This is a genomic window from Methylocucumis oryzae (genome assembly GCF_000963695.1).
In the GTDB taxonomy this organism is placed as follows: Bacteria; Pseudomonadota; Gammaproteobacteria; order Methylococcales; family Methylomonadaceae; genus Methylovulum; species Methylovulum oryzae.
Map to the genome: position 1 here is coordinate 1 of NZ_LAJX01000147.1, position 13920 is coordinate 13920.

The 13920-nt window shown below is 44.7% G+C and carries 14 protein-coding genes and 2 pseudogenes; 3 read left to right on the top strand and 13 right to left on the bottom strand.

The genetic code is table 11. The annotated features are described in order from the left end of the window. Window positions 1-12: 12 nt before the first annotated feature. From VZ94_RS14390 to VZ94_RS30860, 3 genes and pseudogenes are all read left to right on the top strand, one after another. A pseudogene (locus VZ94_RS14390) lies at window positions 13-1009 on the top strand (signal recognition particle protein); the annotation flags it as partial. Window positions 1010-1099: 90 nt separating this feature from the next. Beyond that, window positions 1100-2047, top strand: a complete 948-nt coding sequence (locus VZ94_RS30855) for an esterase-like activity of phytase family protein (protein WP_275575260.1) — start codon at window positions 1100-1102, stop codon at window positions 2045-2047. After that, entirely contained in the window at window positions 2028-2465 is a 438-nt protein-coding gene (locus tag VZ94_RS30860; RefSeq protein WP_275575261.1) for an esterase-like activity of phytase family protein, read from the top strand. The genes VZ94_RS30855 and VZ94_RS30860 overlap by 20 nt, the downstream gene beginning before the upstream one ends. A gap of 189 nt (window positions 2466-2654) precedes the next feature. Here the strand turns inward: VZ94_RS30860 and VZ94_RS32225 are convergent, their stop codons facing one another. The 13 genes and pseudogenes from VZ94_RS32225 to VZ94_RS14455 form a co-directional block, all read right to left on the bottom strand. Beyond that, window positions 2655-3062, bottom strand: coding sequence for a nitrilase-related carbon-nitrogen hydrolase (locus VZ94_RS32225; protein WP_338040421.1), 408 nt, complete (start codon window positions 3060-3062; stop codon window positions 2655-2657). Continuing rightward, window positions 3040-4221 (bottom strand): apolipoprotein N-acyltransferase, encoded by a 1182-nt coding sequence (locus tag VZ94_RS14400; protein ID WP_338040422.1) that lies wholly within the window; start codon window positions 4219-4221, stop codon window positions 3040-3042. The genes VZ94_RS32225 and VZ94_RS14400 overlap by 23 nt, the downstream gene beginning before the upstream one ends. Window positions 4222-4281: 60 nt before the next feature. Further along, window positions 4282-5235, bottom strand: a complete 954-nt coding sequence (locus tag VZ94_RS23185; protein ID WP_131655573.1) for an Ig-like domain-containing domain — start codon at window positions 5233-5235, stop codon at window positions 4282-4284. Window positions 5236-5617: 382 nt separating this feature from the next. Further along, window positions 5618-5797 (bottom strand): type II toxin-antitoxin system RelE/ParE family toxin, encoded by a 180-nt coding sequence (locus VZ94_RS14410; protein ID WP_204369156.1) that lies wholly within the window; start codon window positions 5795-5797, stop codon window positions 5618-5620. Window positions 5798-5896: 99 nt separating this feature from the next. Beyond that, window positions 5897-6112, bottom strand: a complete 216-nt coding sequence (locus tag VZ94_RS14415) for a hypothetical protein (RefSeq protein WP_045779763.1) — start codon at window positions 6110-6112, stop codon at window positions 5897-5899. Window positions 6113-6172: 60 nt separating this feature from the next. Next, window positions 6173-6820, bottom strand: a complete 648-nt coding sequence (locus VZ94_RS14420) for an RHS repeat domain-containing protein (RefSeq protein WP_045779764.1) — start codon at window positions 6818-6820, stop codon at window positions 6173-6175. Beyond that, the gene (locus VZ94_RS14425; RefSeq protein ID WP_045779765.1) at window positions 6795-7526 is read right to left on the bottom strand and encodes a hypothetical protein; all 732 of its coding nucleotides are present in this window, start codon (window positions 7524-7526) and stop codon (window positions 6795-6797) included. The genes VZ94_RS14420 and VZ94_RS14425 overlap by 26 nt, the downstream gene beginning before the upstream one ends. A gap of 154 nt (window positions 7527-7680) precedes the next feature. Further along, on the bottom strand, window positions 7681-10185 hold the full coding sequence (locus tag VZ94_RS14430) for a cysteine peptidase family C39 domain-containing protein (protein ID WP_045779766.1): 2505 nt from the start codon (window positions 10183-10185) through the stop codon (window positions 7681-7683). Between the two features lie 68 nt (window positions 10186-10253). Next, a complete protein-coding gene (locus VZ94_RS14435) occupies window positions 10254-10739 on the bottom strand; it encodes a tetratricopeptide repeat protein (RefSeq protein WP_045779767.1) in 486 nt (161 codons plus the stop codon). Between the two features lie 98 nt (window positions 10740-10837). Beyond that, the gene (locus tag VZ94_RS14440) at window positions 10838-11416 is read right to left on the bottom strand and encodes a cupredoxin domain-containing protein (protein ID WP_239649964.1); all 579 of its coding nucleotides are present in this window, start codon (window positions 11414-11416) and stop codon (window positions 10838-10840) included. Between the two features lie 70 nt (window positions 11417-11486). Then, the gene (locus tag VZ94_RS32230) at window positions 11487-12257 is read right to left on the bottom strand and encodes a multicopper oxidase domain-containing protein (protein ID WP_338040423.1); all 771 of its coding nucleotides are present in this window, start codon (window positions 12255-12257) and stop codon (window positions 11487-11489) included. Window positions 12258-12329: 72 nt separating this feature from the next. Further along, window positions 12330-13139, bottom strand: coding sequence for a multicopper oxidase domain-containing protein (locus VZ94_RS32235; protein ID WP_338040424.1), 810 nt, complete (start codon window positions 13137-13139; stop codon window positions 12330-12332). A 361-nt stretch (window positions 13140-13500) separates the two neighbouring features. Beyond that, window positions 13501-13755: pseudogene (locus tag VZ94_RS14455) on the bottom strand (HepT-like ribonuclease domain-containing protein); the annotation flags it as partial. Window positions 13756-13920: the final 165 nt, after the last annotated feature.

Genomic DNA, 13920 nt, shown 5'->3' on the forward strand with positions numbered 1-13920 from the left:
GCTGGCTAAAAGAAACGCAAAAGAAAAAAAAAAGTCGGCGTGGTCAGCGTCGATATTTACCGTCCCGCCGCGATTAAACAATTACAAACCTTAGCTGAAGATTCAGCGTTTAGATTTTTTCCCCAGCGATGACAGCCAAAACCCTGTTGATATAGCGAAAAACGCAATTATCGCCGCTAAGAAAAAATTCTTAGATGTCATCATCGTTGATACGGCCGGCCGCTTACATATCGATGACGATATGATGGCCGAAATCAAGGCCTTACATGCCGCGATTAATCCTATCGAAACCTTGTTCGTCGTCGATAGCATGACCGGTCAAGATGCTGCGATTACTGCTAAAGCGTTTAACGATGCGTTACCATTAACGGGGGTTGTTCTCACTAAAGCCGACGGCGATGCGAGAGGCGGTGCGGCATTATCGATACGCCATATCACTGGCAAGCCCATTAAATTTATCGGTGTCGGTGAAAAATCCACTGCCTTAGAAGCCTTTCACCCCGACCGGATTGCGTCACGCATCTTAGGCATGGGCGACGTATTAGGCTTAATCGAAGAACTTGAGAAAAAAATCGACAAAGAAAAAGCCGATAAGCTCGCCGAAAAAATCAAAAAAGGCAAAAGCTTTGATCTTGAAGATTTCCGTGAACAGCTCGCACAAATGGAAAGCGCTGGCGGCCTCGCATCAATGCTGGACAAATTACCCGGCATGAACAAAATTCCACAAGAAGCACGCGATAAAATGAACGACAAGCTGTTAGCACGTCAAATCGCGATTATCTGCTCGATGACCATGCAAGAACGTCGTCATCCGGACTTAATCAAAGGCAATCGCAAAAAACGCATTGCAGCAGGCTGCGGTCAAGAGTTGCACGATGTTAATCGCCTACTTCAACAATTTGAAGTCATGCAAAAAATGATGAAAAAACTCAAAGGCGGCAACCCTGCTAAAATAGCCAGCATGGTGCGCGGTATGAAAGGCAATATGACCGGGGCTAGAAGAAGATAACCCCGCTCGCTACCCGTTCTAAGCCGGCCTGTCACTATACGGTCATATAGCTATTCAATAATAGCCGATTAAATTCACTTTAAGAGGCTTATGACTATGAAATATCTATTACCCGGCTTATTATCCGCGTGTATTATCAGTTCACTCGCCCATGCAGATGTGCAATTAATTGCAATGGGCGAAATTAATGCCGCTTATCAAGACCTGTCTGTCAAAACATCGGGTGCCTTAGAAAATGGCGTCGCTGGTAATATTTTAGGTGGTTTAGGTTCAGGCTTAGCGTATGCTGGCGGCAACACGTTTTTAGCCTTACCTGACCGAGGCCCTAACGCGGTATCTTATAACGCTGATATTGACGACACCACGTCTTATATTCCACGCATACAAACGCTAAACTTAGCCTTAGCGGCAAACCCTGATTACGACGCATCAGTGACTGGCTCAATGCCATATATTTTGTCGCCGTTTTTACTGCGCACAACGTTATTATTTAGCGGCAAACCACTGGCTTACGGCACAAATGGCACACCGTCACTCAATACTGCCAATTACTTCTACTTCTCAGGCCGTGCCGATAATTTCAATGCGGCCAATAGCTCAACCTTCCCGCTCAATGCGCGCTTAGACCCTGAAGCCATTCGCGTTGCCAACGATGGCAAAAGTGTATTCATTACCGACGAATACGGCCCGTATGTCTACCAATTCAACCGCGTAACCGGTAAACGCATCAAAACCTTTAAACTGCCTGCGCATTTTGCCGTTGCCAAACCAACCGCACAAGAAGACACTGAAATTGCTGGCAACACCTCCGGCAGAACCACTAACAAAGGCATGGAAGGTTTAGCGATTACACCTGATGGCTCTATGTTAGTCGGCATGATGCAAGCCAATTTATTACAAGACACCAAAAAATATTTACGCATCGTCACGATTGATATTGCAACTGGCGCCACCAAAGAATATGGCTATTTATTAACCGATGGTTCTGGTGTCAGTGAAATCGTAGCGATTAATAACCATGAGTTTTTTAGTCGATGAGCGCGATGGCAAAGGTTTAGGCGATGACAGTGATGCCATTACTAAAAAAATCTTTAAAATTGACTTAAACGGTGCAACCGATGTGAGTCAAATAGCCAGCTTAGATGCAAGTTCACCCGTCGTCAGCAAAACCTTATTCTTAGATTTAGTGACTGCACTTAACACCGCCGGTATTAGCGCAGCAAACGTCCCTGCCAAAATCGAAGCCTTAGCGTTCGGCCCCGACATGGAAATCAACGGCGTGACTAAACACACGTTATACATCGCTAATGACAATGACTTTTTGCCTAACTTAACAGATACTTTGCATCCGAATGGCGTGGCAAACCCTAACCAATTTTATGTTTTCGCTATAGATACAGCGGATTTACCCAACTATGACGCGCAAGACCTAGCTGTCAATCCGCGCAAAAACTAAGACCTATAGCAAAATCCACGGATGGATTTTGGACTATGCACTTTAGACGGGACAATGCGAAGTAGGGACAGGGCGTTTAGAGAGCAGGTGTTGGCAGCAGGGACGCTGCCGCCAAGCCTACAGGGATGTATTTACGGCGTCCTGCGCTCTGAATGCCCTGTCCCTACTTAAGTTGGTAGCCGGATTTTGCTAACCTCCACAGCGAATTTTCTTAGTCACTATCGTGAGTAAAATCAGTACAACACCGATAGAACACAGTACAGGCATAAGCAAAAAATGCTGTTGATAAAAGGTAGGTGAAGGCTGTTTTCGATAAGCGACTTGATATACGCCAGACCACTCTTGATGTAATGGCGATTGCTGTAATATCTCGCCCGAAGCCAACGCCACAGTGGTAATTCCGGTATTCGTCACCCGAATAACAGGACGCCTAAACTCCACACTACGCGCTAAGGTCATGTACATGTGCTGATAAGGTTCTTGCCAAGTCCCATACCACGAGTCATTGGTAACATTAATAATGACTTGTGCGCCTAGCTCAGCCAAAGCTTTAGAAAAGGCTGGAAACAAACTCTCATAACAAATTTTGCGCGCCAAACTGCACGTCATTAACGGTTAGCAATGTGCTAGGGCCTTGACCACGCGCAAAATGTCCAGTCGCCGGTAGCCATTGACGTAAAATCGGAAAATACGTTTCCCCAGGAATAAACTCCCCTAACGCAAGCAACTGCGTTTTATTGTAATGTTTAGAACTTAGCTGTCCATCAGCTCCCAACACAAACAAGCCATTAGTCATTAACTCCACCGTCATATCAACGCCAAATGCGCCGGTAATTAACGGTAGCTGTTGAGTTTTCACAAATTGACTTAATAACTGGGCTTTATCGCTGTGGTTAAATTCTGCACCTAAAAAGGCTGGAAACGCTGTTTCCGGCCAGATTACCGCATCCACAGTATTTTTTTCATAGTGGCTTAAGGCTTTTTCAGTTAATGCCATGTGCCTAGCAATAATATCGTCACTGGCTGAATGCCCTAATTCAGCCGCTAACTTTTGCGAACTACCGATATTTGCCTGCACTAACAACGGCCTAAACAGCGCATCAGGCTCTGGCAAACGTGATGCTAACCAAAGCCCACCGCCGTTTAATAAACCAAAACTTAATACAACTATCCCAACCAGCGCTTTCCCCAACACGCGATTACGCGATAACCACGCCAACGCCAAACCTAAATTGGCCAACAGCGTCACAGCGCTTAAACCGGTAATGCCGATAAACTCAGCCCATTGATAGAGAGGCAACCCCGCGCCATACCAGGTATAACCTAAATTCCAATCAAATAAGGTATAAGAAAAATATTCCGCCAGTATGGTCAACAACGCCATTAACACAAGCGATAACGTCGGCGTAACACGACCCAGTTTTTTGCTATAAAACCACACTAATCCGGCGCACGGTAAATATAAATTCGTTAACAGCGCATACAACAACAACCCCAACACGGCAAAAGCCCAAGGAATTTGCGCAAACTCATGTAAGGTATGAGCAACCCAATTGAACCCAATTAAAGTAAAAGTAAATGAAGTCAGCAAGCCGCCTAAGATAACAGGCTTAAGTCGGTCTTGGCGTAACCAAAACATCCATAACGGCACAAAGCCAAACAACGCCGCCCAAGGCGGAAAAGGAATATAACTCGTGCCAATGCACAAGCCTGATACCACCGGCCATAGCCAAGGTGAAGAGAAATAACGCTGCATACTAAGCTAAAAAGGTATGCGCAACATACCTTGCGGAATTAGAAAGACCACCCACTAGAATTAGTCAATGACACTATCAGGCGGCAAAGGGAAAACGATTGCATCAACCCAAGCGCGATCTTGACCGCCTGTGACGCCGCCATCTTTTTTATAACGCCACGAAAAAATATGCGAACCTACTGAGATAGATGTACTAAACTTTGTCCAAGGAATTTCTCCCTGCCATCTCTTTTTCAATTTTCCATCAATGTAAAACTCAAGATAATCGCCTCTTCCTGAGCTTACTGAAAACCAAAAGCTTATGTCACCTGAAACCGTTGTTAGCTTGATTTCCATCTTCGCGGTTTGATTGTTATTAAGGCTCTCTGGCGAAGTCGCAGAAACGAATCCTTCATAAGCCGTTGCCGTTGAACGCATCCAATTAGGACTCCCTGTTGGCTGACTGAACTGCCAAGGTAACGCATCAAATGAATTGTCCGCTTCAAAACTCTCAAATAAATCACAATAGTCATGCTCTGATGGTTGTGTGGTAAACGACCAAACAGGTCCTAGTGTTTCGGCATTATGATTATCGCGGGCATTAATTTGCCAGTAATACACAGTATTAGGGCTCAAACAAAGACGGTAACTTGATTTATTACCACTCGCTATTAATGGCGGATTCGTCGTTTTACCTAAAGATAAAAAGTAAGTCACAATGTCCCCAGTGTTTGGATCTGTGGCAGACTTCCAAGAAAAAATAGGCGCTATATCGACATCAACTGCCCCATCAGGCGGTGAAATCAATTCAATCGGATTAGGCGGCACGTTGTCAGAAATAATCCCTGTTTGCTGAGTTTCTACCAAGCGATTACCCATATTGTCATAAACATAATCAATATTACCTTGACCTTCATAGTCCGCACCAACCAGACGTTGCATAGCATCGTAGCGATAATGACGCGTTTCATCAGCATGAGTTGATTGGGTAACGACGCTTAAAGCCAGTAACAATATTGCGTTCTTACAAGTCATAACATCCCCTTACAACGTAGGCTACGCTGTGCGTACCTATTTAATAGTGTGATAGTTGATAATTTCTGTTGCGCAAAACACGCGTAGCGTACCCTGTACTAAGCTTTGAAAAGTTATGGTTACCATAAGACAGGGACTCCGTAGTGTTCAAATTTTCCATCCGCACTAACCAGTGTCAAATTCTCCAGGTCGCTTTGCGCGATAAGCAAACGGTCGAATGGATCATTATCGTGAAAAGGTAAACCCTGCAAATGGCAAGCACTCCAGTCTGATGCCGAGCAGCGTTAAACCACCTCTTGTGCTGTACGCTCAACATCTCAGCCAAAGACATTCTTAACTCCAGCTTTCTTAATTGCGTTTTGATTTGCATTTCCTAATGGCCTTAGTAAACCTCGTCATGCGTCCCCAGCGTTTGTAACAATAAAGCCTCTGCGTTTTCAAACTCCACAAATTCAAACACAATCCGTAAGTCATAACCAGCGCTGCAAGCCCATGACCCCAGCAGCTCGCCTTTAAGCTTATGTGTTTTCAGCTTGGGGTTAAACGCATCTTCTGAGAGCAATAGTAGAGTATCTTGTAAATCTTCTTTGAGTTGAGGGTATTTTTTAAGAAAATGCTTGGCGGCACGAATAAAAAGTGTTTGAACGCAACAACACCCGCTTCATGACAGGATTTCAGCCATTAGTGAATCTATGGATGCTGCTTGGCAGATACCTTCGCGGTATTCGTTGCGGGCTTGCTCAATATCTGCTTTAAGTTGCTTGCGGCCTCGCTCGTGGATTCTGTTGGAGATAATGCTAAGCAAGGTTTCTTGCTCATCAACTGACAAAACCTCAATGGCTTCCAACACTTCTGAAAATGAGTAAATCGGTTGCATGGTTATCTCCGTTTAAAATGATTGATTTTTTTACAAGGTACGCACAGCGACCCTACCTGGCTAATATGCAGGAGAAGGACAAAAAACTATGCAGGCTGGAATTGCCCAAGGCGACCTTCTTAACCACCACGGTATAGTTGGCTGAGTTGGAGGCTCAACTGTAGGATCTGGTGGTTGCGGTGGCTTTGGCCCTTGTTGTTGATTTGGTGTTGGGCATTCTTCCTTTGGAGGGCTAGGAGGCCTTGGATTCTTGGGTTTCCATTCGGGAGCTTGTTGTTCTTGTCTAGGAGGGCTATGATCGCCAGACGGGGTTTGATGGTCGGTCATATTACATAGCCCAAGAATTAAACATGTGATTAATCGCCAATCACTTTTATATCCGTAAGAATCAATAAAATTAACAGGATTATTCTCGACAAAACCATATAAATTAATTCCACCAGCTTCCCCAATCGGATCCCTAGTCAACCATTTCCCCACATCCGCCCGATAAAATCGATAGCCAAAATCACTTAAGCCCGTTTCAGGATCGTAATATTTGGTGGAAAAACGCATAGGCTGATCGGCGAGAGGGCCTGTTGCGGTTTGCAATTGTCCGAACGGAGAATAGCTGTATTGGGCGACGATGTTTTGCGCGTCATCGATTAAGGCCATAACGTTGCCGTTGTCATCGTAGAGATAATCATAACGTTTGCCGTCTTGTATCATCGCCAGCAAGCGACCAATACCGCCTTGCTCTTGGTTTTGCCAGACGTATTGGCGTTTTGACGGCGTTGCTGTTGAGTCCATCCAACTCCTGCACGATTAAAAAACCGTCGCGCACGAAGCGGGTGCGTTCGGTTAAGGTTTTGCCGGTGTACTTGTCGATTTGACCGGCTAAGCCGTCGCCGCCATAGCTGTAAACGATTTTGTGTTTGATACTGCTGGCATCAGTGTAGCTGAGTTCTTGTAAACGGTTTGAGCTGTCGTATTTTGCAGTAAATAGATAGCCTTGCGGTGTATAGCCTTGAATCAAATTGCCGTCCGCATCGTACAGGTATTGACGTTCCGGTGGATTAGCTTGCAAAAGTTGATTGAGTTTATTGTGTTGAAACGTTTTCACACCAGGCGTATTGAGCGCATATGGATTGCCGCTGGTAATGCTTTCACTGTCTTTCAAGTCTTGGTTATTATAAGTGTAAGCATGGCGGTTAATGACCACACCGGTGCTGGTTTCGTTGCTGACTTGAGTAGTGCGTTGCAAGCTGTCTCGTTGGTAGCTGGTCGTGACGCTGTTAGGGCGAGTCAGTTTGTTCAGCAACGGGTTTACGCCGTCATACTCGAAGCCATAAGTTTCCCCATTCACCACGACTTGAGTTTGACGACCTAGCGTATCGTAACCATAGTCGGTCGTTTGTCCGCCCTCTACGGTCATACGGGTGCGACGATTTAGTGCATCGTATTGGTAAGTAATGGTGTCATTTGCCCACGGGCCATCGACTTTGGTTAGATTGTTGTTAGCATCGTATTCATATTTGAAGACACCTAGCGCATCGGTGCGCTGGGTGGTACGGTAATATTTGTCATAATCATAACGAATGTCTTTTTCTGGATAAGGAAAAATTAATAGTAGTCAAGCCGCCATTACTGTTATAGCTGAAGTAAGTGGTTTTGCCACGCGCATTGCGTTTGCTATCCAAAGAATCCCGGCTATTCCAAGTGTAGACTTCTTGTTTGCCATCATCATAAGTTTTTCTGCTAACCCTATCATTAGCATCATATTGCCAAAGGGTAGCCGTGCTATTGGTGTCTATAAAGCGAATCAGATTGCCGTTTTTGTCATACTCGTAGCGAGACTGACCGTTTTCGGCGTTAATATTTATCGTCAAACGTTGTTCGGCATCGTAGCTAAAATAAGCCGTTCGCCCATCGCGCAAGCTGATATGTTCAATCAGTGATGGACGCACGGCTGACCATGTTAACACCGTGTTTTTACCGTCAGGATAGGTGATTTGCGTCATGCGATCTAAATTGTCATAAGCAAAGCCGATAGTTACGCCATCAATGCCTGTGCGGCTACTAACCCTACCTTGAGTGTCGTAACTTTGGTTTAACAGCACTTTGCCGTCGCGGTTGATTTGATTTAAACGTTGGTCTGCATCGTACAGATATTCGGTAACAACCCCTAGTGGATCGGTGGTTTTGCTAGCTTGACCGAAGCCGTTGTATTCAATAGCCGTTTTATTGCCTTTACGATCTGTAGCAGCGGTGATGTCATGGTAAGGATTGTACTCAAAGCTTTGTATCCCACGACTGTCAGTAATCGAAATTAAATCCTCGTTATTTGCTGCGTAAGCTAATTTGGTTACTAACCCATTGGGTAGGGTCGTTTGAGTTACATAGTTTAACCCGTTGTATTTATAGCTATACACTCCAGATGGATCATTATTATAGCTCAAGCTAGTTATTAATCTTGCAGCATTGTATTCATAGTATTTTCTATCGCCCATGGGTCGGCGTATCGATGTGACAATCCCATACTCACCCGTGCTAGATGGGTTATTTACCTCATACAGCGTTTTAGGTGCTTTTCGGTAATTATTAATATCTGAGGACTTATAGTGAACGTAGTCGTTAGCTGAAACATACCAAGAGTCTTTGTTGTAACCGTCGTAGTAATATTCTTGCTGACTACCCATAGGGCTAGTAATGGTTATCCGATAATTTTCCCACATGGTCTTACCAGGGGCGGGATAAGGATTACTGCCATTGTCGACGCCATCACTAGGTTCCGTATAAATAGCCCAAATCCCTTGCCCGAAATCAATTGAGGACAGGTACTTATCAGCATCGTAGCCCAATTGGGTTTTAATGCCGCCCATATCCACTAGCTCTACTAAGTCGCGCTCAGGGTTGTAGCTAAACTGAGCGAACCGACCGAACGGATCGGTGATTTTAGCGACTAAGCCCTCAGCGTTGTAATCCAATACCGATGTCTTACCGTCTGCATCGGTTACACCGACTAACTGGGCATTACTGTTATAGCTAAACGTCACTTTATTGCTATAAGCATCGGTGATTGTCGTTAAAAACACTTGTTGAGAATCAGTGCCGCCAGGTATACCGTATGAATAAACCATGCCATTGGTTTCTGTCAGGGTAAAGCTGTTAGTGGCTATTTTTTCTAACTTGGATGTTTCACCATACTTGGCTGCTAATTGATACCCGTTAGTGGTTTTAACAAAAATCAATTGTTTGCCATCAGGCAAGAAAACCGAAACATTACCACCCGGTGCTTCCACCAAAAACGTGCCATAGCTGAATTGCCATTTGTTGCCAAACGGTTCGTAATAATTAGTGGTGGATTGGGAGTTATAACTGAGCTTGAACTCGATAGCCGGACCTTTGGCTGGGGTGTACCAAAGTGGAATATCCTTCATGTAAAAATTCATCGTAATCGGGTTGACTTTCCAAACAGGCTGGCCATGACCATTGGGACAAGGACAAGTCTTACACTCCTGGTCTGGAGCATCAGGCTCGCCTAAATCGTCAGGTGGCGCAGGCAAACCGCAACAACCACCATTAATAGTTGCCATGTCATTCAGAGCCAATTGTTTGCCTGGCAAAGTGCTTTTGGCTTTGTCGGCTTGTGCAAACACTAATACCGCACCATGCCATTGCTGACTGAATTCTTGAATGGTTTGTTCGTAATAGTCGTGGTTTTGCGGGTCGTATAGTTTTAACAAATCACCATCCCGCTCTGCAATTTCCCAGTAATGGCCTTTGCCGTTTTGCCATTCAACTTGAGCAATCGCCGGTAAAGTAATTTGCTTTAAGTCTTCCGGCTTTAAACGCAAACCGACTAAATTATAATCATGCCGCTTAGCGAGTTGTTGCAATTCTTGCAGCGAGAATCCTGACTTTTGCTTAGGCTTGGCCGTTAATACTGTTTGCGCTGCTTGTGATTTGCCAGATTTTGCTAATACATCGCTTAATACTTGTGTACCGCAATTTGACAGACTGAGTTGATCTTTTTTCCACTTTGGAAAGTTGCAATAACCAATGAGATGCGTAAGTGCGATCACGCCAATCACTGCCTTCGGCTTTCAGTTGTTGGTAATAGGTTTTGGCTGAATCCAGGTCATTTTGCAATACTTTAAGATTAGCCATGCGCAACCGGGCTTTGTTTAGTAAAACGCTTGGCACCATTACCTGGTTTGCTTTGGTTGACGGCGATAATATCTGAGTACGTTTGCTCGGCTTCATTCATCCGCCCTTCATAGCGAGCTTCACAACCTTGATGCAACTTAGATTCAGCAATCCAAGGGCTATTGGGGTATTGCTGGATGTGATCGCTAAATAATTGGTAGGCTTGCTTGTATTGGTGACGGTTCCATGCTTCGATTGCCTGACCAAACGATTCATTTTCATAGCCTAATGATTGCCCTCGCTTAGCAGAAATTGGCGAAGGCGGCAATACATCTTCAGTCGGATAAAGCAAACCGCCAAACTGCCCTGCTTGCATGATTTCTTTAACAGAAACGGGCCTAGAAAAATCGATTGGATGAACTGAAGGAGTTAGTACATCGGCTTGTACCCATAAACTAATGAATTGCAGTAACACTATGAAAGCTAGTTTTATTTTCATATCTGTTGATCTCGCAGCATAGAATTAGATTGCATTCTACCTTTTTTTGTGATGGATTTCAACATTAATGAAAATTACTAATGATTCTGCTGCGCTATTTAAGATCTTAACCTCGCCAACACCAACGGCACACCCGCGCCTATTAATACACACAACAACAAAATAGCTAGCGTTGCCTGAGTCCAATCAACCGGATAGCTATCGGCGTTGACCGCTGCGGTAAGCCCTGGAATACTGGGCAAATCGCCATCGCCGCCATCGACTTTAAGCTGGGCTTTCATGCCTTTTTCCATGTGCTGAGGTAATTCACAATGCACTAAATAGGTTTTTTTCAGCTTAGGCAAAATTAACGGCGCGTTAAGCTCGCCTTGACCGTTTAACTCTAAATGAAACATGCCATCAGGATATAAATACCCCGGCAAGCCGTGTATCATCAGTTGATGACGGATTTGGTCGTCATTGATAAAACGAATATTGAGCTTGGCACACGGCTTGACTTGCCATTCTTGATTATCAAACGCAAACATCTTGCCATTAAATTTCAGTGCATGTTTACGACCAGCGCGTATCGTAATATCAACGGTTTCAGAAATTTTTTCACAATCCTTAGGTAAGCGGTCGGCATTCGCATTCATAATCATGCCGGTTTCATCCATCATCATGTGCTCATGATGCATTCCCGCATGAACCAGCCCATTAACGCCAGTGATAAAAACACCTATTAAAAAAAATTGCTAATTTCATAAATCAGACTTCCTTGCGCGCGCGTAACACATAAAGAATAATACCCAGCGCTAAGCCTAAGCTTAAACCAAACAACACAATGCGGACATAATTGGGCGCCATTTTCCCTGCATCGCCCAACAGTTTGGCAAAATCCCCTTGCAGCCAAACGGGTTTGTTTTTCGCATAATAATCCTTGTTAAACACTTGGCTTAACATCTCATCATGTCGTTTAGGCATACCACGCTCATCCAGTAAGCCTTTATAAGCGAGTATCGCCATATTACCGCCCGGCTCCATGCCATCGGTAGTTGTACCATCAGGCACATGATCGTGAAACATCCACAAGCCTGGCCCATAACTATTCACCCCGTTATTCTGAGTTTTTAACGCTAAATCAATACGCTGTGCCGGTGCAATATCGAACACATCTCTAGTGATTTGCTGCACTTCGGGCAGCTCCATACCATCGTAAGCCGTAATCGTGGCTTTATGACCGTGTATATGTAACGCAACCGGTGAACGCTGCATATTACCTACGCGTAATTTAAGCGTTTCATTATCACCAGCGACGATTAATGAATCGCGCAAGGTATAAGGAAACGAACGACCATTTAATAAATAATAGTTCTCAAATGACTCCGTAATATTAAACTGACGGCTCATACGCTCAGCGATTAATCTTGGGTCAACGGCTTGTTGAACAATACCTGATAACTCTTTAATCAGCGTTTGATAAAACAAATCATATTCCTGGTCATAATGCTCGGCGACTGCAACCGACGGATGCCGCACCTGCCCTGCCCCAATATTAAACGTTTTGAACCCAATTATTCGGACGATTTTCCTCAACGACAAACAAACCACTTAGCCCATCATTAAATGCTGAGCCGTTTGTACATGACAGTGATACAACATCGTCCCGGCATGTCTAGGCTGAATTTCATAACGGTGTTGTTCACCGGGTAACACAGGGTGTTCTTCAACGCCATCATTATCATGACCTTCAGAGTTCAACCAAGGATGATCGACGCCGTGTAAATGAATGGTATGCGGTAAATAATGCGTATTTTCCAGCGTAATAACGACTTTATCACCTTGCTCAACTCGAATCGTTGGCGAAGGCGCGCGTAACATTGGCGCGGCCTCTGTAGAGTTATAGCCTTTAATCGCCATGCCGCGCGATTTAGGTGTAAACACCCAAAGCCCTGGCTGCAAACCAGGCGCAATGGCAAACGTATTCATCAAAAAGCTGCCGTCCGGGCTAGAGCCATTTAACTCAACGACTTCTAACTTAATATTAATCACATCAGGGTCGCCGTCTTGGTCTAGGTCTTCCCCTAAAATCAACGCATCTTGAGCAATATCGGTTTGCATTAACGTCGCCATAGACACGTTATTGCTGCCTTTCACCGCCAGTGCGACTGCGTAAGGATTATCCGCATCACAAATAGGTGACTCAGCAATACTGACGCCATCAATCACTTGTGCTTGTCGCCATTCAGGATGATTGCTGGAACATGGTGCTTCTATACTATCGGCATTATTATTCAACGCCGACACGGTAGGCGGCGCTTCCGCACCCGCAGATACTGATAAGGTTGGCGCGAACCACACCGCGCTTGCTAAGCATCCGATAAACAAGATGAGCAATAAAACAGGAAAATATTTGGTCATGAAACAAATCGGAAGAAACTAAAGAGGGTTGACATTACGTGTCATAACAATGCAGCCCGGTATTATAGAGAATGATAGCAAAGCTGCCTATGTTTATGGACGGCAATTCCAAGGCGTTCAGATACGCGTCGTGGATGGCTCAAAATGGTCTTGTCGAAGGCTATAAAAATCGGCATAGAATTTGTGCATTGTTTTATGACAAGGTAATCCGTGTTTACCTAGTAAGCAATGAAACGTTTTTAACTTACCTGCTCGACGAGCACAGATTTATTTTTCATTATAAATCAATATATTACATGTTTTTATTGCACTTCAAAGCGGCTTAGCATGATTAATCTTTCTTTGACATGCCGTTTGATTTTTACAGCCGCTTGGCCAGTAAAATTTGTTGCAACACTGGAACGAGTACTGGTAAGTCATTGACAGCAGTTTCCCAAACAATCTGCCAATCCACACCAAAATATTCATGTGCTATCACATTGCGCATGTCACGCATTAACCGCCATGGAATTTGCGGATAAAGTGCTTCTACATCGGGCGGCACATGCCGCGCTGCTTCGCCAACAATTTCCAGTTCACGCACAACTGAGTTGCGCGTTTTCCTATAGCCCGCCCAATTTGAGAACCGTAGTTCGTCTCCGGGTCGTCATCTCGGCATGGATTGCCAAAAACACAGGGGGACTTGAAGAGCGCCATCCATGGCACTGGATTCCGGCAATCCATGCCGGAATGACGGGTATGTAAAACTATGGCTTTCTGATTGGTCGCGGTTTATCAGTCA

Bases quoted from the DNA above. Each gene is read 5' to 3' on its own strand.
- VZ94_RS30855 (WP_275575260.1), top strand. From the start codon at position 1,100: ATGACTATGAAATATCTATTACCCGGCTTATTATCCGCGTGTATTATC.
- VZ94_RS30860 (WP_275575261.1), top strand. From the start codon at position 2,028: ATGAGTTTTTTAGTCGATGAGCGCGATGGCAAAGGTTTAGGCGATGAC.
- VZ94_RS14400 (WP_338040422.1), bottom strand. From the start codon at position 4,221: ATGCAGCGTTATTTCTCTTCACCTTGGCTATGGCCGGTGGTATCAGGC.
- VZ94_RS23185 (WP_131655573.1), bottom strand. From the start codon at position 5,235: ATGACTTGTAAGAACGCAATATTGTTACTGGCTTTAAGCGTCGTTACC.
- VZ94_RS14415 (WP_045779763.1), bottom strand. From the start codon at position 6,112: ATGCAACCGATTTACTCATTTTCAGAAGTGTTGGAAGCCATTGAGGTT.
- VZ94_RS14420 (WP_045779764.1), bottom strand. From the start codon at position 6,820: ATGATACAAGACGGCAAACGTTATGATTATCTCTACGATGACAACGGC.
- VZ94_RS14425 (WP_045779765.1), bottom strand. From the start codon at position 7,526: ATGACCGTAGAGGGCGGACAAACGACCGACTATGGTTACGATACGCTA.
- VZ94_RS14435 (WP_045779767.1), bottom strand. From the start codon at position 10,739: ATGAAAATAAAACTAGCTTTCATAGTGTTACTGCAATTCATTAGTTTA.
- VZ94_RS14440 (WP_239649964.1), bottom strand. From the start codon at position 11,416: ATGCATCATGAGCACATGATGATGGATGAAACCGGCATGATTATGAAT.
- VZ94_RS32235 (WP_338040424.1), bottom strand. From the start codon at position 13,139: ATGACCAAATATTTTCCTGTTTTATTGCTCATCTTGTTTATCGGATGC.